This window comes from Paenibacillus rhizophilus, assembly GCF_003854965.1.
Classification (GTDB): domain Bacteria; phylum Bacillota; class Bacilli; order Paenibacillales; family Paenibacillaceae; genus Paenibacillus_AQ; species Paenibacillus_AQ rhizophilus.
In genome coordinates, this window is sequence record NZ_RQPI01000004.1 from 87938 (window position 1) to 111800 (window position 23863).

The 23863-nt window shown below is 52.2% G+C and carries 16 protein-coding genes; 10 read left to right on the forward strand and 6 right to left on the reverse strand.

The features are described from left to right. Window positions 1-262 precede the first annotated feature (262 nt). Window positions 263-5797 (forward strand): glycoside hydrolase family 66 protein, encoded by a 5535-nt coding sequence (locus tag EH198_RS09560; protein WP_124695323.1) that lies wholly within the window; start codon window positions 263-265, stop codon window positions 5795-5797. 199 nt (window positions 5798-5996) lie between these two features. Further along, a complete protein-coding gene (locus tag EH198_RS09565; RefSeq protein WP_124695324.1) occupies window positions 5997-8285 on the forward strand; it encodes a glycoside hydrolase family 66 protein in 2289 nt (762 codons plus the stop codon). A 71-nt stretch (window positions 8286-8356) separates the two neighbouring features. Here the strand turns inward: EH198_RS09565 and EH198_RS09570 are convergent, their stop codons facing one another. Beyond that, on the reverse strand, window positions 8357-9361 hold the full coding sequence (locus tag EH198_RS09570) for a LacI family DNA-binding transcriptional regulator (protein ID WP_124695325.1): 1005 nt from the start codon (window positions 9359-9361) through the stop codon (window positions 8357-8359). Between the two features lie 411 nt (window positions 9362-9772). Here EH198_RS09570 and EH198_RS09575 point away from each other — a divergent pair, with 411 nt between their 5' ends. The 6 genes from EH198_RS09575 to EH198_RS09600 all read left to right on the forward strand — a co-directional run bounded on the left by EH198_RS09575 (window position 9773) and on the right by EH198_RS09600 (window position 18347). Next, complete coding sequence (locus EH198_RS09575) at window positions 9773-10741, forward strand: LacI family DNA-binding transcriptional regulator (protein WP_124695326.1); 969 nt, start codon at window positions 9773-9775, stop codon at window positions 10739-10741. A gap of 173 nt (window positions 10742-10914) precedes the next feature. Next, the gene (locus tag EH198_RS09580) at window positions 10915-11817 is read left to right on the forward strand and encodes an ABC transporter permease (RefSeq protein ID WP_246014167.1); all 903 of its coding nucleotides are present in this window, start codon (window positions 10915-10917) and stop codon (window positions 11815-11817) included. Window positions 11818-11833: 16 nt separating this feature from the next. Continuing rightward, entirely contained in the window at window positions 11834-12724 is an 891-nt protein-coding gene (locus EH198_RS09585; protein ID WP_124695327.1) for a carbohydrate ABC transporter permease, read from the forward strand. A 116-nt stretch (window positions 12725-12840) separates the two neighbouring features. Beyond that, window positions 12841-14499, forward strand: a complete 1659-nt coding sequence (locus EH198_RS09590; protein WP_124695328.1) for a type 2 periplasmic-binding domain-containing protein — start codon at window positions 12841-12843, stop codon at window positions 14497-14499. A gap of 99 nt (window positions 14500-14598) precedes the next feature. Next, complete coding sequence (locus tag EH198_RS09595; protein ID WP_124695329.1) at window positions 14599-16848, forward strand: GH32 C-terminal domain-containing protein; 2250 nt, start codon at window positions 14599-14601, stop codon at window positions 16846-16848. A 20-nt stretch (window positions 16849-16868) separates the two neighbouring features. Continuing rightward, window positions 16869-18347 carry a glycoside hydrolase family 32 protein gene (locus tag EH198_RS09600; RefSeq protein WP_246014168.1) on the forward strand — a complete coding sequence of 493 codons (1479 nt, stop codon included), beginning with the start codon at window positions 16869-16871 and terminating at the stop codon, window positions 18345-18347. A gap of 168 nt (window positions 18348-18515) precedes the next feature. Here the strand turns inward: EH198_RS09600 and EH198_RS09605 are convergent, their stop codons facing one another. The 5 genes from EH198_RS09605 to EH198_RS09625 all read right to left on the reverse strand — a co-directional run bounded on the left by EH198_RS09605 (window position 18516) and on the right by EH198_RS09625 (window position 21222). Then, window positions 18516-18764 carry a glutaredoxin family protein gene (locus tag EH198_RS09605; protein WP_124695330.1) on the reverse strand — a complete coding sequence of 83 codons (249 nt, stop codon included), beginning with the start codon at window positions 18762-18764 and terminating at the stop codon, window positions 18516-18518. Next, window positions 18761-19087 (reverse strand): bacillithiol system redox-active protein YtxJ, encoded by a 327-nt coding sequence (gene ytxJ, locus EH198_RS09610; RefSeq protein WP_124695331.1) that lies wholly within the window; start codon window positions 19085-19087, stop codon window positions 18761-18763. The genes EH198_RS09605 and ytxJ overlap by 4 nt, the downstream gene beginning before the upstream one ends. A gap of 92 nt (window positions 19088-19179) precedes the next feature. Next, complete coding sequence (locus EH198_RS09615; protein WP_124695332.1) at window positions 19180-19692, reverse strand: GNAT family N-acetyltransferase; 513 nt, start codon at window positions 19690-19692, stop codon at window positions 19180-19182. Window positions 19693-19935: 243 nt separating this feature from the next. Continuing rightward, the gene (locus EH198_RS25420) at window positions 19936-20463 is read right to left on the reverse strand and encodes a hypothetical protein (protein WP_342772032.1); all 528 of its coding nucleotides are present in this window, start codon (window positions 20461-20463) and stop codon (window positions 19936-19938) included. A 42-nt stretch (window positions 20464-20505) separates the two neighbouring features. Next, a complete protein-coding gene (locus EH198_RS09625) occupies window positions 20506-21222 on the reverse strand; it encodes a GntR family transcriptional regulator (RefSeq protein ID WP_124695333.1) in 717 nt (238 codons plus the stop codon). 177 nt (window positions 21223-21399) lie between these two features. On the opposite strand from EH198_RS09625, the gene dpaL reads away from it, so the two are divergent. Continuing rightward, complete coding sequence (gene dpaL, locus EH198_RS09630; protein ID WP_124695334.1) at window positions 21400-22626, forward strand: diaminopropionate ammonia-lyase; 1227 nt, start codon at window positions 21400-21402, stop codon at window positions 22624-22626. A gap of 56 nt (window positions 22627-22682) precedes the next feature. Then, the gene (locus tag EH198_RS09635) at window positions 22683-23846 is read left to right on the forward strand and encodes a M20 aminoacylase family protein (RefSeq protein ID WP_221621505.1); all 1164 of its coding nucleotides are present in this window, start codon (window positions 22683-22685) and stop codon (window positions 23844-23846) included. Window positions 23847-23863 lie beyond the last annotated feature (17 nt).

A 23863-nucleotide genomic window follows, 5' to 3' on the forward strand; every position in this document is an offset into this window, starting at 1 on the left:
AGCGGGAATCATCCGTTGACAAAAGAAATTTCAAGCGCTATATTCGGGGTGAGCGTTTACGCCAAGAGACAGGCATAATGAAAAGTCCGGGAAAAGAGACGATTTATGGAATTTTACGTAAACGTTTACATTCCAGATAGCGGAAATTGGGGAGGTTTTAAATGATAGAATAGACGAAGTACAGCGAATTGAAGTAAACGTTTACGTTAGTTGAAGTCATTCTATACAACATACATTAGTCAATCGACAAGGAGGAAAGCTAATGAAACACAAAAAGGCGATTGCGTATTTCTGTCTGCTGCTGCTCCTGGTTCAGACCGGCACGCTCGGTTACGGCCGTTTTGGAACGGCTGCCGCCGCGGGAGAGGACAAGCCTGCAGAACATAAAATCGTGAAGATGGTTCCTTCCAAGGCGCGGTTTGCTCCGGGTGAAAAGGCCGGACTCATTCTTACGCTGAATCAATCCGCCGACTGGAGCGGCAAGCTTCATATGCAAATTTTTCAATTAAACACTTTGGTGGCGGAAGGCGCCAAGGACCTGACCGTACTGAAAGACGGCGGCGCCGAGCTGAAGGTGGATTGGACTCCGCCTGCGGACGATTTTACAGGCTATATCGCCAAGGCATGGATAGAGGGCGCGGGGGCAGACGATTATGTTACCGCAGCCGTGGACGTTTCCAGCGATTGGGCGCATTTCCCGAGATACGGCTATGTTGCCGATTTTCCGAAGGAGACGGATGCGGAGAGCGATGCCAAACTCAAGCAGCTATCCCAGGAGTATTATATCAACGGCTACCAGTTCTATGACTGGATGTGGCGCCATGACGTATCCGTCTACTCGAAGACGGACGAGAACGGAAAGCCGGTGAAGGATGAGAAGGGCAACTTTATTACGGAGCCTGTAAACGCGGATTCAAGCTATACCGATCTGCTCGGACGGCTGCTGTTTCCGCTGACCATCAAGCAGTCCGTGTCGGCGGCGCAGAAATACGGCTCTGCTGCCATGGCTTACGAAATGAACTATGCCGCGCGCGAGCATTATCAGGATTTCGGCGTCAAGCCGGAGTGGGGGCTGTATAACAAGACATCCACCGCCCTAAGAACGCCGGAGAAGGATCAGGTCGGCTTTTATTTCGACGGCGTGAAGCCGAATCCGACGGCGCTTTATCTGCAGGACCCCGGCAATCCGGAGTGGCGGTCCTATATTACAAAGGAATATGTCCGGGCGGTCAACGATTTCGGCTTTGACGGCATCCATCTGGACCAGTGGGGAGCTAACGACAAAGATTATTTGCTGGGCTACGATGGAACCCCGCGTTACTACTCATTGGATTTCGATAAAATCATCAATTCGACCAAGGACGCTCTTGTGGCAAACAATTCGGACAAAAGTCATGTAGCCTTCAACATGGTCGGCGGTAATCAGGGCTACAGCGCAGTACCGAATCCGGATACGAAGACCGATTTCGACTACAGCGAAATTTGGCAGGATAAGGACAAGTACAAGGATCTACAGGAGGTCGTGAATCAGACCCGTGAAGCCGACGGAGGCAAAGCGATGGTCATCGCCGGCTATATGAACTACAAGCAGGCGACGGGTGTTCATTATGACGGCTCCGAGGCGAAAGATGTTCCGAATACAGTCGTGTTCCAATCTCGGATCGGCAAGGCGGCGGGCTGGGTAGGGGACTTTGGCAAAAAGGATGAAGACCAGATCATATTTACAGTCGATGCTCCCGAAGACGGCAATTATAATTTGACTTTTAATTACGGGCACGGAAACGGCGGCGGCAACCCTGAAGGGTATTTGACTGTCAATAGCGAGGCTGCGGCTGATCATATCCTGTTCGATCAGAAGACCGGCTGGGGCCATCCGACGGCCCAGGCGAAACTGACCGGCATCAAGCTGAATAAAGGCGAGAACAAGGTCAAGCTTCAGCTGTCTTCCAACGACCTGTGGCTGAATGTGGCAAGCCTGGTTGTCGACAGCGGCAGCGGCTTCAACAAGCAGTACGAAGCCGTATTCGCGGAATTAATCAGCTGCAAGGCCGACCAATACGGCAATGTTTACTATTTTGAAACGGATGGAGATTATGTAACCTTCCATGTCAACGTCCCCGCAACCGGTGATTATCCGCTGGGAATGAGCTACGGCGTTGACAGTTCGGCAGTAAGCAGGGAGCTGTACGTAAACGGAGTGAAGTCGTCCGATGTGAGCTTCCCGGCGACGGGCGGATGGGACAGCTTCAAAGAAATTCCCGCCGGTCTCGTTCCTCTGAAGGCGGGCGACAATACGATCACGCTGAAAGCAGCCGTTAACGATCCAGGCATGAAGCTGCAGTATCTGAATCTGGACGGACAGCGGTATATGGCCGAGCACGCCGATATCGGCTGGCAGCCGACGAAAGATACCCAAATCGAGAAGGTCTCGGCATCGGATACGGAAACCGGTTATATTCAAAACTTCAAGCAGCAGGGGGACTACCTCAGCTTCGGGTTCCCGGCGGTTCAGGCGAACAGCTATCCGGTTGCCGTAACGTACAAAAACAGCGGAACAGATACGGCGGAGCGGACACTGTATGTCAACGGAAAGAAAGCCGGATTATTCCAATTCCCATCTACCGGAGAGGTTTGGGAGACGGTAACGGAGAACGTCTACCTGAATGCAGGCGCTGAAAATCAGGCAATGCTCAAGAAGGATAGCGATACATTGGAACAAGACGGCATCGCTATCGATAATATCACTCCGAACGGTACGAAGATTGAAGCGGAAAACGCGGAAACCGGCTGGTCTCCAGTCATTCCCCGTACGGGAAGTCTCGATACTTCGTTTGGAAAGACGGACGACTTTGGACAGCAGGGTCAATCTGTAACCTTTACGGTTAACCCCGATCAGGCCGTTTCCGACTTCTCCATTGTTTATCGAAGCGGAAATGACAGTGTGGTTTCGGTAAGTGTTGACGGTAACGTAGTAGACGATAATTTCGCCCTACCGACTACGCAAGCCGATTGGGGCGGTCCTATGAAAGCCAAGACGGTTAAAGCCCCATTGACTCCGGGCATCCATGAGATCAAAGTGGAAATGCAATCAAGCGGCCAGTACACCAACCTTAGCAGTCTGCTGGTCGATGATGTTAACTATGCGGTTGCGGGCACTGTGGCGGCTGGCGGAGTAAAAACATCCGTCGGTTATGTAAGTGATTTTGCCGAAGACGGAGACTTTGTGGCCTTCAATGTGAAAGCTCCCGCGGACGGAACTTACAATCTGAATTGGAACTATAAAAATACCGATGCGGATGTTAAAAGAGATGTCAGCTTAAACGGAGCCGGGAACCAAGAAGTGGCATTCCCGAAAACAGAGGGTGATGGTTGGGCGGCTGTCGCCCAGAATGGAGTCCACCTGAATCAGGGACTTAATTCCATCAAGATTGCCGTCAGTCAACTGGACGACCGGGGAATTTTGCTGGATAGACTGAATATCGCTTCAGATAATCAGGATTTCTCCAGAACGATTGAAGCGGAAAATGCGGACTTCCTGGCCCCTATGGTGCTGTATAAGGATACCGTATTAAATTTCGGCCATCCGAATGACGCCGTATCGTTCGATGTGGATGTTCCGCAATCAGGGGAAACCTCCTTGATCTACACGTACTCCAACGCAGGGACGGGAACCAGCCGCGCCGTGTATATTGACGGAGTACGGGTGAGTGATCTGGGCGGAAATCCCGGACGAATCTACTTTGACCCGACCAGCGACATAAATTCCTACAGTCAGGACGGATATTTCATCGTTCCGCATCTTGATGCAGGGAAGCATACGGTAACGCTCAAAGTGGATGAGGAAAGTGGAAAGGGCTCCGTCAATATTAAAGGGCTGACGCTGGGCTATTTCAATGAGTCTTCGCTGCGCCTGATGGACGCCGGACTTGCTGCTCTGGGAGCAACGCATATCGAGATCGGCACCGCCGAGAATTTTGAAGACGGTCCAAGCATGCTAGCCCATGAGTACTATCCGAACAAAAGTAAAAAAATGCTGGAGTCCACCAAGGAAGCCATGAAGGAGTACTACAAATTTAATGCTGCATACGAGAATCTGCTGTTTGACAGCAAGGCTGATCCGAATGCGGCGATATCGGTGGAGACAAACGGAAGCAGTCTGGCAACCAGCATCAGCGGAACCCAGGATACCATCTGGACGACCGTGCGGAAGAACGCATCGAACGCAGGCTTTGAACGATACGATGTGCTGCACCTTATCAATCTGCTGAGCAATGATGATAACTGGAGAAACGCCGCCAATGAGCCGGCACAGCAGAGCAATCTTAAAGTAACCTATGACATCGGAGTTTCACAAGAAGAAGCTCCGGGCCTGAAAGTGTATGCGGCCAGCCCGGACAATGATCACGGCTTGACGCAGGAGCTGAAATACACCTGGGATGGAGATAAGCTTATCATCGAGCTTCCTTCGCTGAAGTACTGGACGATGATTTACATCGACAAAGCGCCGAAATCCGTGAACGTACAGCCGCTCTTCGGCACAGAGCCGGGCCAGGCTCCAAGTACGGCGCCAAGTCCAAGCGCTGCACCAAGCCAGTCACCGTCGATGAGCCAGACTCCGACTCCTGCGGCAACGCCGGCACCGGTTGGCGCCGCTGCTCCATCACCGTCGCCGTCACCATCCGCCACTCCGGCTGCTGTGGAGCTGAAGAAGGAGGATCTGGAAAAGGCGGTTAACGGCAAGGTTGCGATTGCGCTGGATGAAGATAAGTACAACCAAATCGCAATTCCCGTTTCCCTCGCGGACGGATTGAAGGATAAGAGCCTGGTTGTTCAGGGCAAGGGTTTTGCCTTGACGGTGGATTACGATACTATTGCGCAGCTTTTGGAAGACAACAAAGGAAAATTGGCAGCCGATGCGCATATTGAACTCTCGTTCCATAAGGTGAAGGCAGCGGATGCGGCTCTGCCGGGCGTTAAACCTTGGGCCGCGGCAGGCCCCGTGTACGATCTGCAGCTGGGTGTTACGACAGCAGGCGGGGAACTTGCGAAGCTCTCATCTTTCAGAGTTCCTTTACAGCTCTCCCTGAACGTTGACGGACAGGGATATCCCGCCGAGCTGCTCGGAATCTACTATTATAACGAAACCCTGAAGCAGTGGCAGTATATCGGCGGCAAGGCGGACGGCGCAGGCAATACGGTAAGCGCAGACTTAAGCCATTTGAGCCGGTATACCGTATTCGCTTACGACAAGTCCTATACGGATGTTACTGCAAGCCATTGGGCTTACAACCCAATCCGCTCTTTGACAGCGAAGCATATAATTAACGGAATGACGGACAGCACCTATGCTCCGTCGGCCAAGGTTACACGCGCCCAGTTCGCCACGCTGGTGGCCAAAGCGCTCCATTTACAGAGCACCGGGCAGGCTCCATTCCGTGACGTAGCGGCAGGAGCATGGTACTCGTCCGACGTCGCCGCAGCTTATGAAGCCGGAATCGTTAACGGACGCAGCGCCGATGAGTTTGCGCCTAACGATGATATTACCCGTCAGGAAATGGCGGTAATGCTGGCCAAAGCGTTCAAGCGGGCGGGCGGAAGCGGGACCGCGAACGGACAGAGCCTGACGTTCCCGGATCGCGAACAGATTGCGGCATGGGCGCTCCCGGCTGTGCAACCCGTGGGCAGCGCCGGGCTTATGACCGGACATGCGGATGGACGCTTTGCTCCTGTACAGATGGTTACACGAGCGGAAGCGGCTAAGACCATCGACAATTTGTTGAACAAGACGGATAACTGAATCGATAGCGACAGATAAGTTCTAACAGGGCCGATTCCCGCCAAGGGAATCGGTTTCTTTTTGCGGTCATACGCATATGGATGAGAAAGCAGGTCCGTAGCCCGGAGCTACTATTTTTTTAGAAAGGGGTGATGCCTATAATTGATAACGCTTTCCTTTGAGTGCCATGGGTCAAATAAACTGAAAAATGAGGTGTTTTATGAAGGGTAAGGTTTATACGATGAAGTTCCTCGGAAGACGAATGATAGTAGTCGCGGTGATGATGGCGCTCATGCTGTCTGCCGTCTCTGCTGCAATCAGTCAGGTCAAGGCCTTCGCTTTCTCGGCCGGCAGTGTGATTGCGGAATTGAGTACGGATTTGCCCCGGTACAATCCTGGCCAGTCGGTGACAATTACGGCCAAGTTAACCAATAGTACGGGAGGATCGCTGAGCAATGCGACCGTTACGTTGTATTACAAGCATCTGGAGCAGGACGTTGGCACGGAAGCCAAAACCTTCTCGCTTGGCAGCGGCGCAACAGGGACGCTGACATTTTCCTGGCAGCCGCCAAGCACGGATTATCAGGGTTATCTGATTGAAGCGTGGGTCAGGGACTCGTCCGGTAATATACTCGACAATCTGAATACGGCGGCGGACGTGTCTTCCTCCTGGACCAAGTTCCCGCGTTACGGTTATCTGTCCGTCTTTAATTCCCAAAGCTCCGCCGCTTCGTCGGATACGATCCAAAAGCTGGCCAAATATCATATTAACGCACTGCAATTTTACGATTGGCATTGGAAGCATCATGTTCCGCTCTCGGGGACGGTTTCAAATCCAAGCACGACTTGGAACGATGTGGCGAACCGAACCATCTTCAAGCAAACCCTAATCGATTACATTAGCTTCGCGCACAGCAGCAATATGTCGGCTATGGCTTACAATCTGCTCTACGGCGCTTTTGACGGTTATGACACGGACGGATCGGGGGCGCAGCCATCATGGGGGATCTATACCGATACGAATCATTCCACGCAATGGGGCTTCCCGCTGCCGGGCGGTTGGGCCACTTCTCAGATCCATTTCATGAACCCCGCCAATACGAGCTGGCAAAATTACATCATCAATAGACAAAAGGATGTCTTCAGCGCCTTCTCCTTCGACGGCTGGCACGTGGATCAGATCGGGGAATTTCCGGGTACAAGCAAGTACGATTATAACGGAAATCCGATCAATCAGTCCTCGGGTTTTGCCTCGCTGCTGAACAACGCCAAGTCGCAGATGCCGGACAAGACGATTATTTTCAATAACGTGAATACCTACGGATACGCCGATACGGCAAATGCGAATGTGGACCTTATGTATACGGAACTGTGGGACGACAGGGATCTGTCCAATATCAAGGATTTTCTGGATACGCAGACCTCACTTAGCGGAAAAGCCTCCGTATTTCCGTTATATATGAACTATAATTACCAGGATCAATTTCAGGATTCGAGTCCCGGTTATTTCAATACGCCCGCAGTGCTGCTGGCCGATGCCGGAATATTCGCCATGGGCGCCCAGCATCTGGAGCTTGGCGACAACCTTAATATGCTCGATCACGAATATTTCCCCAACAAGCACCTGATCATGTCGGATGAATTGAAGAAAAAACTGCTGGCGCAGTACGACTTTGCCGTCGCTTATGAGAATCTGCTGCGCGACGGTCTGGCGAATACCTCTAATCGGGTGGAATTGCCCGGCATTGCTTCCAGTACCCGCTCCGATGCTGACAAGGTATGGACCTTTACCAAATCGGGCAAGGGCTACGAAGTGATCCAAATGATCAATCAGCTCGGAATTAACGATACCGCCGTCCGGGACAAAAATGCGGTCAAACCCGCACCGACTCCCCAAACCAACGTTACGGTTAAATATTATTATTCGAACGGTCCGGTAGGACAGGTGAATTATGCTTCGCCGGACTATGATAATGGGAAGACCTATCAGCTTCCATTCACCGCCGGTTCCGACGGAAACGGCAATTATGTTCAGTTTACCGTCCCGACCCTGCAATATTGGGATATAATTTATATTACGCCGAAGCCGAATCTGCTGGTTAATGGAGGCTTTGAGAGCGGTGATCTGACCGGGTGGACCGAGTGGCATCCAAGCGGTCAAGCGGCAGCGTACGGAATTGACGGGAGTGATGTTCACGAAGGCGACAAGAAGCTGTATTTCTGGAATGTAAACGCTTACGAACAGAGTGTTCATCAGATCAAAACGGGACTAAGCGGCGGAAGCTATACGGTTATGGCCTGGTTAAAAGCGACAGCGTACGGCTCACAGCCTTCCGCCGCCCGGCTCGAAGTTAACGGTGCCTACACCAACTTTACGGTGGACGGCACCTGGCGCGAGTATACAGCTAACGTGACGGTGAGCGGCGGGCAGATCGATGTAGGCTTCTATGTGAACTCTCCGGGATCGACGTCTATACAAATCGATGACGTGAAACTGGTTAAAAATTAACCGAAGCAGCACAAAACCCTCCCTGTATTTTGGCTAACGGGAGGGTTTTCTTCATATCGCAGCAGCAAGACTTAGGCAAGCGTCCTTACCGTCTGTCTTTCTACAATTGAATGGGGGACGATTGTTCCTGTGGCCGCTTGGCCGGTTTCAATCATTTGAATCAGAATTTCCGAAGCCATTTGGCCCATTTCAACCAGCGGCTGTCTGACCGTTGTCAAAGGCGGGACCACCATGCTGGACAGCGGCAGCCCGTCCAATCCGATGACCGAAATATCGCCCGGAACCGTGAGCCCATGCTTGTAGGCGGCGGACAGCACCCCAATCGCCATTTCGTCGCTGGCCGCAAAGACGGCGGTGAGATCGGGAACGGTGCGAAGCAAGTTCTCAAATTCCCTGCTCCCGCTCTCAAACCGGAAATCCCCGTATACGAGATACCGTTCGTCGAAGGGAATCCCATGCTTCTGAAGCGCTCTCAAATATCCTTGTACGCGCGGGCTGCCGGTTAAGATATCATCCTTGCCGCCGCTGATCATCGCAATTTTGCGATGTCCCTTGGCAACGAGGTAATCCACCGCGTCGTATGCCGCCAGGGAATCGTCGATTTTCACGTAGGGAATGGCGGAATCATTGCTCTGCGAAGAGATAAGCACAACCGGAATTTTCATATTCCCGATAGCTTCCCGGTACTCGTCCTTTAACTCGCTGCTGGAAAAAATAATGCCGTCCACCTGCTTCTCCCGTAAAAGCTGCAAATACTTCATCGTCCGCTTCCCGTCATCATCCGTGTTGCAGACTACGATACTGTAGTTGCGGCCGTGGGCGAAATCTTCAACTCCCTGCAAAATATCGGAGGAGAAGGAGCTGGACACACTCGGAAACAGCACGCCGATCGTCTGCGTCCGCTTATTGATCAGACCGCGTGCGATCGCATTCGGCTGATAACCGATTTCTTTAATGACCTCGTTAACCCGCTGTCTGGTCTTGTCGGTGTAACCTCCCAAATTGTTCAGCACCCGGGAAACCGTGGCGATGGAAACGTTAGCCCTTTTTGCGACATCTTTAATCGTGGGATTCATTCAGGTTCCTCCAAAAATGCGGCTGACAGCAGCCTGCTAAGCGATTCCGGCTCAAGTTGTTTAGGCCTGGAACCGGCTGTCTTATATCGAAACGGAAATTAACGTAAACGCTTTACAAAAATATAAACCCGGCTACTGGCGCTGTCAACGGATGGAGCAAAAATTCAGGATGAACGGGGAGAATAAACGGAAGAAAGTCGCCTCTCTTTTGGAAGGGCGATTTCTTTTTATCCAAACAAATCAATCCTTACTCTGTAAGGATATGCTTTTAATATGCCCGGCTGCTATAAAACGATTCATAACCTCCACCCGGAAAAATAAAAAGTGGAAACGATTCAAACTAAGTATTGAAACGTTTCCAAAACCATGTTATGATAGCGCTATCATAGATGTTAAGGCGGAGGAAGACACATGGCCAGTATCAAAGATGTAGCCAATTTAGCAGGAGTCGCGGTGGGCACGGTTTCCAGAGTCATTAACAATGCCGGAGCAGTTAAACCGGCAACGCGAGACAAGGTCAAGGCGGCTATTGAGCAATTAAATTACGTGCCGGATGAGGTGGCCCGCAATTTCAAAATGCAGAAATCCAAGATGATTGCGCTGCTCCTGCCGAGCATCTGGCATCCGTTTTTTTCCGAGCTTGCCTATTATATTGAAGATGAGCTTGACCGGGAGGGCTACAAGCTGATGCTCTGCAACAGCGGAGGCAAGCCCGAGAAGGAATTGTATTACTTCGATATGCTGAAGCAGAACAAGGTGGCGGGGGTTGTCGGGATCACCTATAACGATATTGAGAACAGCGTAAGCACGGATATCCCGATGATCAGTATCGACCGGCATTTCAACAAGAAGATCACCTGTGTGACCTCGGACAATTTCGAGGGAGGACGAATCGCGCTCAGAGAACTGGTCAAGGCCGGCGCGAAGAAACCTGCTTTCCTCGGCAATGTGCCTTTCGTATATAGCGAGACTATGCTTCGGAAGGAAGGTTTCGTGCATGAAGCCAAAATCCTTGGCGTGCCTTATGAAGTGTACGAAGAACCCGATCCGCTCCGGGATGAGGATAAGTATTACAGCACGTTTCTGAACCGTTACCAGGACATCGACGGCGTATTCGCCATTACGGATATGGCCGCGGCCAAATATATCGAGAAAGCCAAAGAGGCCGGCATTCGAGTTCCGGACGATGTGAAGGTCATCGGTTATGACGGCATACAGGACCATCCTTTTTTCCATCCTCTGCTCTCCACGATTCGCCAGCCTGTGGAGGAGATGGCGAGAACGGCCGTGAGGCTGCTGCTGAAGAAAACGGAAGGAGAAACCCTGGACCGTGAAGTCTACCAAATCCCTGTGACGTATCGGGCGGGGGAGACAACCTGATTTTTTATAACGTTGATTGGAAACGTTTCAAAAAATATAAGGGGGGAACAGGCACAATGGAACATAAATCGAAAATATCAATGGAGGCCTCAAACAGAAATTCGATGTCTGCGTTGGTTAGCGCGCTTCCAAATATAACGGCACGGCGTGCCGCAACAAGATGGGAGTCGAATATGAGAAAGCTGAAAGCCGCCCGGAAAAACTGGGAACTGTATTTGCTGCTTATTCTGCCAGTTGCGTACTTTATTATTTTCCGGTACATCCCGATGTACGGCGTGCAGATCGCTTTTAAGGATTTTACGCCGCGCGCCGGAATCTGGGGAAGTCCCTGGGTGGGATTTCAGTATTTCAAGGAGTTTTTTGAATCATATAACTTCTGGACGATCATCAAGAACACGGTTCTGCTCAGTCTCTTGAACCTGCTGATCTCATTCCCCATTCCCGTAATCATCGCCATTCTGCTGAATCAATTGGCCCGGGAGAAGCTGAAGAAGTTCGTACAAACCGTGATTTACGCTCCTTATTTCATCTCTACCGTAGTGCTTGCCGGTATGATTCTTGTGTTCCTTTCGCCGAACAGCGGGCTGGTCAATCATATCATCGGAGCGTTTGGCGGGGAACCGGTGCTGTTCATGTCCGAAGCCGGCTGGTTCCGCCCGATTTATATCATGAGCTCGGTTTGGCAGGAGACCGGGTTCGCCACGATAATTTATTTGGCCGCGCTGGCCGGCATCGACCCGCATCTTCATGAGGCCGCCGTCGTGGACGGCGCGAACAAATGGCAGCGAATCCGCCATATCGACTTGACCGGCATTCTTCCCACCATTACCGTGCTGTTTATTCTGGCGGTCGGCAACTTGATGAACGTTGGTTTTGAAAAAGCCTTTCTGCTGCAAACTGACCTGAATATCGACGCGTCGGAGATCATTTCGACCTATGTGTACAAAATCGGCATTCAGCGCGCGCAGTACAGCTTCTCGGCGGCGATCGGTCTGTTCAACGCGGCCATCAATCTGGTGCTTCTGCTCATCGTAAACCGGACAGCCAAAAAAATAAGCGGGAACGGATTATTTTAGAAAGGGGGAGTCAAACATGTTTCGAATGAAAAATAAGCTGAAAAGCGATATTGCTTTCGATGTGGTCAACTTCATCGTGCTGGGCGGGTTTACGCTGATGATTTTGTATCCGCTTTATTTTATTGTAATCGCTTCCATTAGTGATCCGAATCAAATTTACGCGGGCAATGTATGGCTGTGGCCCAAGGCGATTACCTTTGACGGATATCAGCGCATTTTCAGCGACAACACGATTTGGACCGGTTACCGGAACTCCTTGTTTTACGCCACTCTCACGGCTGTCATCAGTTCGGTTCTGACCGTCATGGCGGCTTACCCGCTGTCGCGCAAAGACCTTTACGGCCGGAACGCCATCATGATGATTTTTGTCGTCACTCTCTTTTTTAACGGGGGAATTATCCCAACCTATCTGCTTGTCAAAAATCTCCACATGATCAATACCATTTGGGCGGTTGTGCTTCCCGGAGCGGTTGACGCGTTCGCCATCATTATCGCACGGACGTTCTTCCAGAGCTTGCCCGATGAACTCCGGGAGGCCGCTTCCATCGACGGGTGCACCAATCTGCGCTACATCTGGAGCGTTGTTGTGCCGCTATCCAAGCCCATCATCGCTGTGCTTGTGCTGCTGGCCGTTGTCCGGCAGTGGAACGGATTCTTTGACGCCCTGATCTATGTGAACGACTCTCACCTGTATCCGCTGCAGCTGATTCTAAGAAATATCCTGATCCAGAACCAGCCATCCGGGGATATGCTTGCGGACATTACGACACTGGTAGCCCAGCAAAAGGTGACCGAGCTGATAAAGTTCGGTGTGATTATTGTGGCGGCTCTCCCTTTGCTTATGCTCTATCCATTGCTCCAACGCTATTTCGTCAAGGGAGTCATGATCGGTTCGGTCAAGGGATGACCATTCGGCTTAAACCGTTCGATTATGAGCTGTATGGGGGGTGAGACCCGGAGAATGTAAAGGTGGCAAGCGTCTTTAATAGGGCAAGTCATCACTAAAGGGAGGTTTGATTGTCAATGAATAGAAAAATGTCCATAGTTCTTACTGCGCTCCTGAGCGCTTCCGTCGTAATGACGGCATGCAGCGGCAATAATGCCGCAAACAATGCTCCGGCGGCATCGAAAGCCCCGTCGGCATCGAATGCGGCGGGTGATACAGGCGGAGACACCGCGGGTTTCCCGCTTAAGGAGAAATTGACGCTGAAAGCGGTGGCGAAGCGTCCGGCGCTAGCGCCAAGCGATTTCAACGATTTCGAACTGGCGAAGAGGCTGGAGTCGGATACCAATGTCCATGTGGACTGGACGACGATCGTCGATACGGATTATGACCAGAAGAAAAACCTGCTGCTGGCAAGCGGCGATTTGCCGGATATGTTCTTCGGAGCCGGCTTTACGGACACCGAGCTGCTGCATTACGGCCAGGACGGCACCATTATTCCGCTTAACGATCTGATCGACAAGAATATGCCCAACCTCAAGGCCCTTTTTGACAAACGCCCAGATATCAAAGCGCTCGTCACGGCCCCCGACGGCAACATTTATTCTCTGCCGGTGGGCGAGGAGCTGGGAAGCGGGCAGGAGGATATCGGCGCGAATCCGGACTTCCTGTACATCAACTCCGATTGGCTGAAGAATCTTGGACTTGAGATGCCGAAGACTTTGGAAGATTACCACAACGTTTTGAAAGCGTTTAAAGATAAAGACCCGAACAAGAACGGCAAGAAAGACGAAATTCCGCTCTCCTTCATCAACGCTTATTGGACCGGGGATATCGGCTATCTGTTCGGCACGTTCGGCGAACCCGACAAAACGTATCAGCCGGGCAACAACACCTTCTCCGAGCATCTGAACGTCAAAGACGGCAAGGTATACTATGCCGCTCTGCAGCCGGGGTACAAAGAGGCGGTAAAATACTTCCACACCTGGTTTGAAGAAGGTCTAGTCGATATCGAATCCTTCACCCATAACGACGCGCAGTATTTGGCAAAAGGCAAGACGGAAAATGAAACGCTGGGTTCGTTCCTATGGTGGGACCATACCGACGTAGTGGGCGGGGAGCGGGATGCCCATTATCCGATCGTGCCGCCGTTTAAAGACATGGTGGTGAAATGGAATAACGGTTCGGCGATCAACAGAGGCGGCACCGTAATCACGGAAGCGAACAAGAATCCGGAAGTAACCGCTGAGTGGCTCGACAGATTATACGAACCGGTTACGGCCGCTGAAGTTCACTGGGGACCGATCGGCACTTGGTTTGAGAAAGACGCTAACGGACTGCTTGTTCAGAAGAAAGATATCGAGAACCCGGGCGAATTCCGGCGGACGGTCGCTTTGGGAGGAGCCGGCGTCATTACGGGAGAAGATTTCGAGAAGGTAGTCGCTCCGGAACCGCGGGCGAAACAGCGGATGGACGACATCAAAAATATTTTCGTTCCGCAAATGGAAAAAGAGCATTTTCCGCTTATCTTCTTCACGGATCAAGAACTGCAGACGATTGACCGCCTGAAACCGGAAATTCAGACTTACACCAACAAAATGCGCGCCCAATTCCTGATGGACGGCGGCGTGGATGAAGGCTGGGATAAATACACCGCCGATCTGAAAAAAATGGGCATCGAGGATCTGATGAAGGTGTATCAGGACGGCTACGACCGCTACATGAAAGCTCAGAAATAACAGCTGCTTGAGCAAACCGCATCTTACGGGGCAAGCCGGAACGTCAGAACGCTCTGGCTTGTCTCTTCTTAAAAACGCGGGAAGAATGGAGAGAACAAGTTGAACAAGCCGATCGCATACTGGACTTTTGACGAAGGCCAGGGAAATCAAGCTGCGGACTCCGTATCCGGCCAAGCCGATACCATACAATTCGCACTCAGCAAAGGGCGTTTTCAGGCTCCGAGAGACCCGGTCTGGGCTGAGGGGATAAAGGGGAAGGCACTATCTTTTGACGGCTACTCCACGTTCATCCGCCGCTTGGCCCCCCAAACCGTGGAGCCGGCCGAGAATCTTACCGTAACGGCGTGGATTGCCCCCAGAACGTATGATTACGGAGCGGAGAAACGGCTTGCGGCCATTGTGAACCAGCATAACCGGGAGAAGAAGGAAGGCTATATTCTGGGCCTGTTCAAGCACGGGGCCTGGTCGTTTCAGGCGGGAGCGGACGGGGAGTGGTATGAGATCTGGTCTTCCGAGCCGATTCCTTTGCACAGATGGTCCTTTGTGAGCGCCGTCTTCGAAGGAAGCGATGGGCGGATATCGCTTTATCTCAACGGGCGCAAAACGGCGGAGACCGTTCTCAATCAACCTTTGAAAATAACGCCCTGCAGCGCCGATCTGCTCATCGGGCGCAACAATAACGGCGTAGTCCTGGCCGAATCCTTCATTATGAACCATTTTGACGGCTGGATGGACGAGCTTGTCATCTATGACTCGGCGCTGACGGATGCCGATATTCATCGGCAGTATGAACAGGATCTCCTGCCCTATGACGGCGTTATCCCGTCCATAGAACGGGAGGCTATGGAAATCCCGCGTCCGTATTTCGCCGCTGACCGGCATCGGCCGCAGTTTCATATGAATCCACCCGGACACTGGATGAATGAGCCTCACGCGCCGCTTTATTTCGGCGGCCAGTATCATCTGTTCTACCAGCAGAATCCCAATGGCCCGTTCTACCACCATATTCACTGGGGACACGCGGTTAGCCCGGACCTCGTTCACTGGCGGGATTTGCCGACCGCGCTCAGCCCGGAGGAAGGGCTGGACCCGGACGGAATCTGGTCGGGCAGCGCCGCCTATGATCCGCATGGCATGCCGGTACTGTTCTATACCATTGGAAACAATGGGGAAACCCCGAATCAGTCCATCGGTCTTGCTCAAAGCGCCTATCCTGCCGATGGCGATAACGATTTGATAACCTGGATCAAGCATCCTTCCCCGATTGTCAGACAGGAGCGGGGAGCCGGATTGTTCGGGGAATTCCGCGATCCTTTTGTCTGGAGGGAAGAAGGAATCTATTATATGCTTGTCGGCACGGGTGCGGGCGGAGAAGAAGAGGGTGGGACGGCTCTCGTCTATGTCTCCTCCGACATGCTCGACTGGGAGTGCCGCGGGCCTCTATATATCAGCGATTACGCCAAATATCCGTATCTCGGCAAGGCCTGGGAGCTTCCCGTTCTGCTTCCGCTTCCGCTAGAAGGACAAGAAGCGGCCAGTTCGGGCAAGCACGTCCTGCTTATCAGTCCCTGGGGAGAAGGCGCCAAGGTTGAGGTCAACTACTGGATCGGAGTCTGGAACCCCGAAACGTGCAGATTTACACCGGATGATGAGGAGCCGGGATTAATTGACGTCGGCGATTTTCACTTCACGGGACCGAGCGGGATGGTTGATCCGCGGACCGGACGCTCGCTCGTCTTTACGATTGCCCAAGGCGAACGGACGCCGGAAATCGATTATGATTGTGGCTGGGCGCACGGCGCGGGCATGCCGGTATCGCTGTTTCTGCGGGCCGACGGGCGGCTTGGCGTAGAGCCGGTGGAAGAGACCGCGCTGCTCCGGGGAAGACGGCTGTTATCCGCGGCCGGAAGCAGTCTGGAAGGGATCAACCGGCAATTGGCCGAGATCAGCGGAGACATGTTGGAAATTATACTGAGCTTTAATTCGTGCCAGGCTGAGCAGGTCGGCGTTTCCCTTCGCCGTTCGCCGGACGGAGCGGAAGAGACTGTGATTCGGTTTAGCCGTCCGGAGCAGCGGCTTGAGGTTGACCGGACCAAGACGACGCTCGATGAGAGAGAGCGGACGCGGGGGATACAGGGAGGCCATCTTCCCATTGGAGAGGAAACCTTACGGCTGCATATTTTTGTGGACCGGTCACTGATCGAATGCTATGCCAACGGGCTGAAGAGTCTGACTACCCGAGCTTATCCGTCCAGGCTGGATGCGCTTGGCCTGCTGCTGCGGGCAGACGGCCCGGTGGAGCAAGTCGATATGGAAGTTTGGGAAATGACCCCGGCCTATTCATACTAAAGAGAAAAGGAGATGAAGCTGTGCTTACAAAATCATACTGTGAAAATTTTCGCCCGCAATTTCATTATTCGCCGGAGGCGAACTGGCTGAACGATCCCAACGGCATGGTTTGGTACGAGGGTGAATATCACCTGTTCTATCAATGTCATCCTCACAGTGCGGTATGGGGTCCCATGCACTGGGGGCATGCGGTCAGCAAGGACCTTGTCTTCTGGGAGGAGCTTCCCATCGCGCTGCGGCCCGATCATAACGGGGCGATCTTCTCGGGCAGCGCGGTAGTGGACCGGCATGATACTACGGGCTTTTTTAACGGAGGCTCCGGTCTGGTGGCGGTATTTACCCATCACGATGTGAATCCGGAAAGCGGAGGGCCGCGCCAGAGACAGAGCCTTGCTTTCAGCACTGACAAGGGACGGACCTGGACGATGTATGAAGGTAATCCGGTTCTGGAGGATGAGCGGCACATTGATTACCGCGATCCCAAAGTGTTCTGGGACGGTGAGCGGGAACGATGGGCGATGGTGCTCGCCGCAGGACAGCGCGTGTTGTTCTACCACTCTCCCGACCTCATTCATTGGTCTTTCGGCAGCGAATTTGGTACTTCGGAAGGCTCGCACGACGGTGTCTGGGAATGCCCCGATCTGTTCAAGCTACCCGTCGAGGGCCGCGGCGATGAATCCAAATGGGTGCTTATCGTGAGCATCGGCCCGAATGAAGCGCTGGCGGAAGGCTCGCGGACCCAGTATTTTATAGGGGGATTCGACGGTGTGTCCTTTACCAGCGACAATCCGCCGGATACGGTGCTGTGGCTGGATCACGGCAGGGATAACTATGCAGGAGTGAGCTGGTCTGACGTTCCCGCTCAGGATGGGCGCAGGCTGTTCATCGGCTGGATGAACAACTGGAAATACGCCAATCTGCTGCCGACGGAAGCATGGAGAGGAGCGATGACGCTGCCGAGGGAGCTTGGACTTGCGGTCTTCGAAGACGGGATTCGGCTCCGCCAGCTGCCGGTCAGAGAGCTGGAGACGCTCAGAGAACCGAAGCTTCTGATGGAGGATTTGACGATCCAAGCCGGGGACGGCAATCTTTTGCAGGAGATTCACGGCAGTACGCTGGAAATTGTAGCGGAAATTAAAATAGCGGGCTCCTCATCGTTCGGCTTCCGAATTCATGGCTCCGGCGGCCAGGGAACGGTTATCGGCTTTGACGCCGAACGCAGCTATATGTTCATCGACCGCAGAAATGCCGGCATATCGGACTTTCATCCCGATTTCTCCTGCGAGCACGGAGCGGACCTGAAGCCCGCAGATGGAATCATCAAGCTCCGGATATTCGCCGATCATTCCTCCGTTGAAGTGTTCGCAAATGACGGAAGTGTCGTGCTGACGGATCAGGTTTTTCCGGACCCTAATAATCAGGAGCTGGAGCTTTACGTCCAGGAAGGAAGCATTGAAATCATCTCTTTGCATATATACACCTTGAAATCCATCTGGTGAAACTTCGTTGAACACTCCCCTCCCTTAAGGCGTCAAACTAAAAGGAGCCTATTCCCCGGTAGGAATAAGGCTCCTTTAAGATGCATTGATCTCAGTTTGAATCGAATTAGCTGTTTTTTTTCCATTTAACTTTCTGTTTCTCCGCAGAGACATAACGGTGTTAGAAGCTTATTGGTTCAACCCTGCCGCGGCAATCAATTCCTTCAGTTCGCCATGGTTAAATCCCTTGACCGCTCTGCCGCCCGCCACGGTAACCGGAATGCCCATGAAGCCAAGACGTTCCACTTCCTGCTGGTAGGCCTCGCTTGTCATGATATCCCTGACCTCGAACGGGATGCCTTCGCTCTGAAGCATTCGCTTCACCCGGCTGCAGTCTCCGCAGCCCTCGGTGGAGTAGACGATGACCTGGTCGCTCATTGGCTTACAGCCTCTTTGATGCTCGACTGCGTGATTTTCCAGTGGGACGTATTCCAGCGCACTTCGCTGTCTTCCAGCAGGAAGATTTGCGGAGACTCATGCTTGATGCCGAAATCTTCGGCAATTTTGTTGGAAACCGGACGGTCCTCGATCACGAGCACGACGGCGGCGTCGGTATCACTGTCTTTCAGATAGGTTTGAAACTCCTCGAACGCCTTTGCGCTGATCGGGCAGGTAGTGCTGTGCTTGAACAGCAGCTTCTTTCCGGGCTTGGCAATATACTGCTCCAGCTCATCGGCGGAGTGTAAATTCTGAATGGACATGGTATCACCTTCCTTAATATAGTTGCTAATTAACGGTAATTGTAACTTTGATTGTAACAATGTTTCAAAATTAAAGCAATCCGTATTATAGCCTATGTGAGCTTCTTATAATAAAATACCGTCTCATGCAGTTCTCCGTTTGCCGACCGCGCATAGTCCGGAATTCTGCCGGCTTCCGCGAAGCCGAGCGATTGGTACAGAAGGTTGGAGGGATCGCCTCCGCGGGTATCGAATACAAGCAAGGTTCTGCCCTCGGAAGCCGCGCAGGCTTCGGCCGTTTCCATCAGCATACGCGCAATGCCCTGGCGGCGGTGCTCCGGATGGACCATCAGCTTGGCGATTTCCGCCCGGTGGAGCCCGTTAGGCTTCAGGGCAAGATGGAGCTGAACGCTTCCCGCAACCTCTCCGTTTTCCAGAGCAACCCACAATATAACCCCCTCGCCGGGTACACCGCGCCAATAATCCACAGCTTCCTCTTCGGAAAGCGGCGGCAAAAAACCGACGGATGCTCCGTCGTCGACGACCCGAACGAGCAGATCGCCCAGCTGCCGCTCCAGATCCTCTTCTAATCCGTTGATTTTTTCAATGGTAACTCCGATTGTCATGCGTGATGTCTCCTCTCCGTTGGTCGTCAGCTGAAAATCATCAGTATACGCTACCCATTATACCGGAGAGAAGGAAGGCTCACCCAGTCTATTTTTGCAAGCGACGACTTGCGCTGCCCTTTGAAAGATCGAAATAAGAGCGCTGAAATATTCCAGTTACAAAATAGGGACTGTCCTGGCTCTTTACAGCCGAGTGGACAGTCCCTGCCTTAGTTTAACCGGACCTTAGAGCCGGCTCCCGTTTTATTGCTGGAAGCTGCGGCCCGGCATCGAAGAAAACTGCCCAGGAGTGTGCAAAGAGCCGGCGCCGAAGGAAGAAGATCCGGTAAACGAAGATCCGATCGAAGAACCGATCGGAGAAGAACCGATCGAAGAACCGATCGAAGAGGAACCGATCTGAGAAGACCCTATCGGAGAACCGAAGGATGAAGAACCGTAGGACATGCCGGACGGGATTGCCGGATTGTGGAACACCGGCTGGCTGTAGGACGAGCCTATTGCTCCGGTTTGGACCGATTGCTGCTCCACCTGACGGAGAACTTGGGAGATCTGCTGCAGCTGCTGAATGGCTGTTTGGTGGCCTTGCAGAGCCGTCTGGATCGTTTGGGACGCTCTACGCTCGCGGTTTGCCAGGTCCTCCAGCTGTCTTGCATTTTGCTCCTCCTGCTGAAGCAGTTGTTGATACAGTTGGCTGGCTTGCTGTGTTTCGTTGATAAGCCGTTGAACGAGCTGCTCACCTTGGTTTACTTGATTGGAAATGTTCGTATTCAATGTTGTATCCTCCTAGTGAAATGAATTGAAAACCGAAGTTTATTATGCTTGAGCTTCATGTGAATTATTCATGCTCTTGATATTTTCGGTCCCTTCCGTTTCGGATACGGTGAAGCGGCGCCGGAAGCTGTTGGTCCAATTCGATTCTATGAATTCGGTGGCAGCGGCGAAATCCTCCTCTTTTAGCGCGCCGATGATTTTCTTATGTTCTTCCACCGATTGTTCCGCTCCCAAAAAGCCTTTAAAATACGTAACCTCATAACGCCGGAGCTTTTTCTTTAGCCCATCCAACACACTGATAAGCTCTTCATTGGCAGACAAATCGATGATTACCTGATGGAACAGGGCGTCGTATTGCTGGGCTTCCAGCGCATTTTCCTGTTTAAGAGCGCGTTCCAGTTCTTCGTTGATTGTATCCAACTGCCGGATATGCTCCGGCTTGATATTTGCTTTGGCAAAAGAAACGGCCAGCTTCTCAAGTGACTGGATGACCGGATACAAACGGTGTGCCTGATAAATATCAACAGGAGCCACCTGTGTCCAGCTATTGGCCTTGGTCTGCACCATTCCTTCTTCTTCCAGTCTTAATAAAGCTTCGCGGATAGGGGTGCGGCTTGTGCCCATCGCGTCCGCCAATTGCTGATCCTTCAGCTTGTCGCCCGGCTTTAATTCTCCGCTGATAATCCATTCTTGTATTTGAAGGTACACTTGCTCACGAATCGATGTGCGTTTGACTTTGGTTGTAGATTTTGGCAGCAATAGGGCGCCTCCTCAATTCTTTTGTATGTAATATATCATGTGCAATTTAGCAGTATCAAATCTCGCTTTGCTTCAGCGTGGAAAGACTTGATTGACAGCAAAATAAATGGAATGTAACATGTGATATATTACATTACAATGGTTGCAGAAAGATTATGAAAAGAAAGGGGTCTGATGATGGATACTGCGGATTTTCAGTATATTGCGAACGAACGGGCGCGTAAGGCGAATGGCGATAGAACGCCGGTGCGGTTCATTGACCGTGAAGCGGCTGCAAAAGTGAGAAACTTTCACAGCAAATTTGATGAATATGAGCCAACGCCCCTGTACAGCCTGAAAGCTTTATCACGCAAGCTTGGCGTGGGCGGCATATGGATCAAGGATGAATCGTACAGATTCGGACTGAACGCTTTTAAAGTGCTGGGCGGCTCTTATGCTGTCGGCAAGTATTTGGCGGAGCGGCTAAATCTGGATATCTCGGAGCTTGATTTTGAGAAACTGCAATCCGGAGAGATCAAAGAGCGGCTGGGAGAACTAACTTTTGTTACGGCGACAGACGGAAATCACGGCAGAGGGATTGCCTGGGCGGCCAATCAGCTGGGACAGAAATCAGTGGTATTCATGCCCAAAGGCTCATCAGCAGCCAGACTAAATAATATAAGAAAGGAAGGCGCGGAAGCCTCCATTACGGAGCTGAATTATGATGACACGGTAAAAATGGCCGCCCGGTACGCCGCCGATCATCACGGAGTTCTGGTTCAGGACAGCGCGTGGGAGGGCTATGAGGAGATCCCAACCTGGATTATGCAGGGATACTGCACTCTGATTCATGAAGTAATGGAGCAAATGAAGGGGGACGGAAAAGGCTGTCCAACCCATGTATTTCTTCAGGCGGGTGTCGGTTCCTTCGCGGCAAGCGTGCTGGGCTATTTCGTGGCGGAATTCGGCGACGAACGTCCGATAACGATCATTGTCGAGCCGAATGAAGCAGCGTGCATCTATAAATCCGCCGTGAAAAATGACAGGAAGCCCCATGCGGTAACCGGCGATCTGCCGACGATTATGGCGGGATTGGCCTGCGGGGAGCCCAGCACGGTGGCTTGGGAGCTTTTAAGGGATTATGCGGATATGTACATTTCTTGCTCCGATGCGGTGTCGGCCAAAGCCATGCGAATGCTCGGCAATCCTTTGCCCGGCGATCCGCGGGTCGTTTCCGGAGAATCCGGCGCTGTGGGATTGGGAGTTCTGAGCCTGATCCAGGAGGAACAAGCGCTACGGCGGGAAGTGGGGGAACGGCTTCAATTGAACGAGAAATCGAGAGTTCTCATCATTAGCACGGAAGGCGATACGGACCCGGAGGGGTACAGGGACATCGTATGGAACGGCAAGTATCCTGCTTTTTAACCGGAGGACCGGACTTGTCTCGTTCATCTCTACATTTTGGGAAGGAAGGGAAGCACGTGGATAATTCAAGCTTCGAACAGCAGCTCATCGAATGGAGACATGATCTACACATGTTTCCTGAAACGGCTTTTGAAGAAAAAATGACGTCCGAATATATCACCAAGGCTTTAACCGGGATGGGGCTGGAGGTTCATACCGGCATTGGCGGCACGGGAGTCGTTGCGAGCCTCAAAATCGGAAGCGGCACGGGGATTATCGGAATCCGGGCGGATATGGACGCGCTTAACTTTACAGAGGAAGCGGAGCGCCCCCATGCCTCCCGAAATACGGGAAAAATGCATGCCTGCGGTCATGATGGACATATGGCCATAGTGCTGGGCGCAGCTAAATTGTTGACCGAGAGAAAAAATTTCAATGGCACTGTCCGATTCGTTTTTCAACCGGCCGAGGAGCCGGGCAAAGGCGCGCTTGCCATGATCAATGATGGGCTGCTGGAGCGGTTTCCAATGGATGAAATTTACGGGATGCATAATATGCCAGGCATGCCGGAAGGTACGTTTGCAACTCGTGCGGGCGGAATTATGGCCGGTGAGGATAACTTTATCATTCGGATCAAAGGGCAAGGCGCCCATGCCGCCCGTCCGCATATGAGCATAGATCCCCTCGTGATCGCCGCCGAGATTATTCTCGCGCTGCAGACGATTGTGTCCCGCAATTTAGACCCGAATATTCCGGCTGTAATTTCATGTACTGAGATCCACACGGACGGCATCCGGAATGCAATTCCGACTCATGTAGAGATCAAAGGGGATACCCGCAGCTACACGCCGGAGGTACAAAATATGCTGGAAGAACGAATGCGGGCCATAGTCGAGGGAATATGCGGCATGCATGGCGCGGGATGCCAATTTGAATACACGCATGAATTTGCTCCTACGGTGAACTGGGAGGAGTGCGTGGATATCTCCGTAAAGGCGGCTTTGAATGTGCTTGGGGAAACCAAGGTCAACGCCAACGTACAGCAAGTGATGGTTTCAGAAGATTTTTCAGCGTTTTTGCAAAATATTCCCGGATGCTTCGTTTTTATTGGGAACGGTGACGCATCGGACGGTAAGGGCAATATCCCGCTCCATAACCCGCTCTATGATTTCAATGACAATATTTTGAAAATTGGAGCTGAGTATTTCGCAGAATTAATAAGAATTCGGCTGCCCCGGTAGCATTCATATGGTAATGT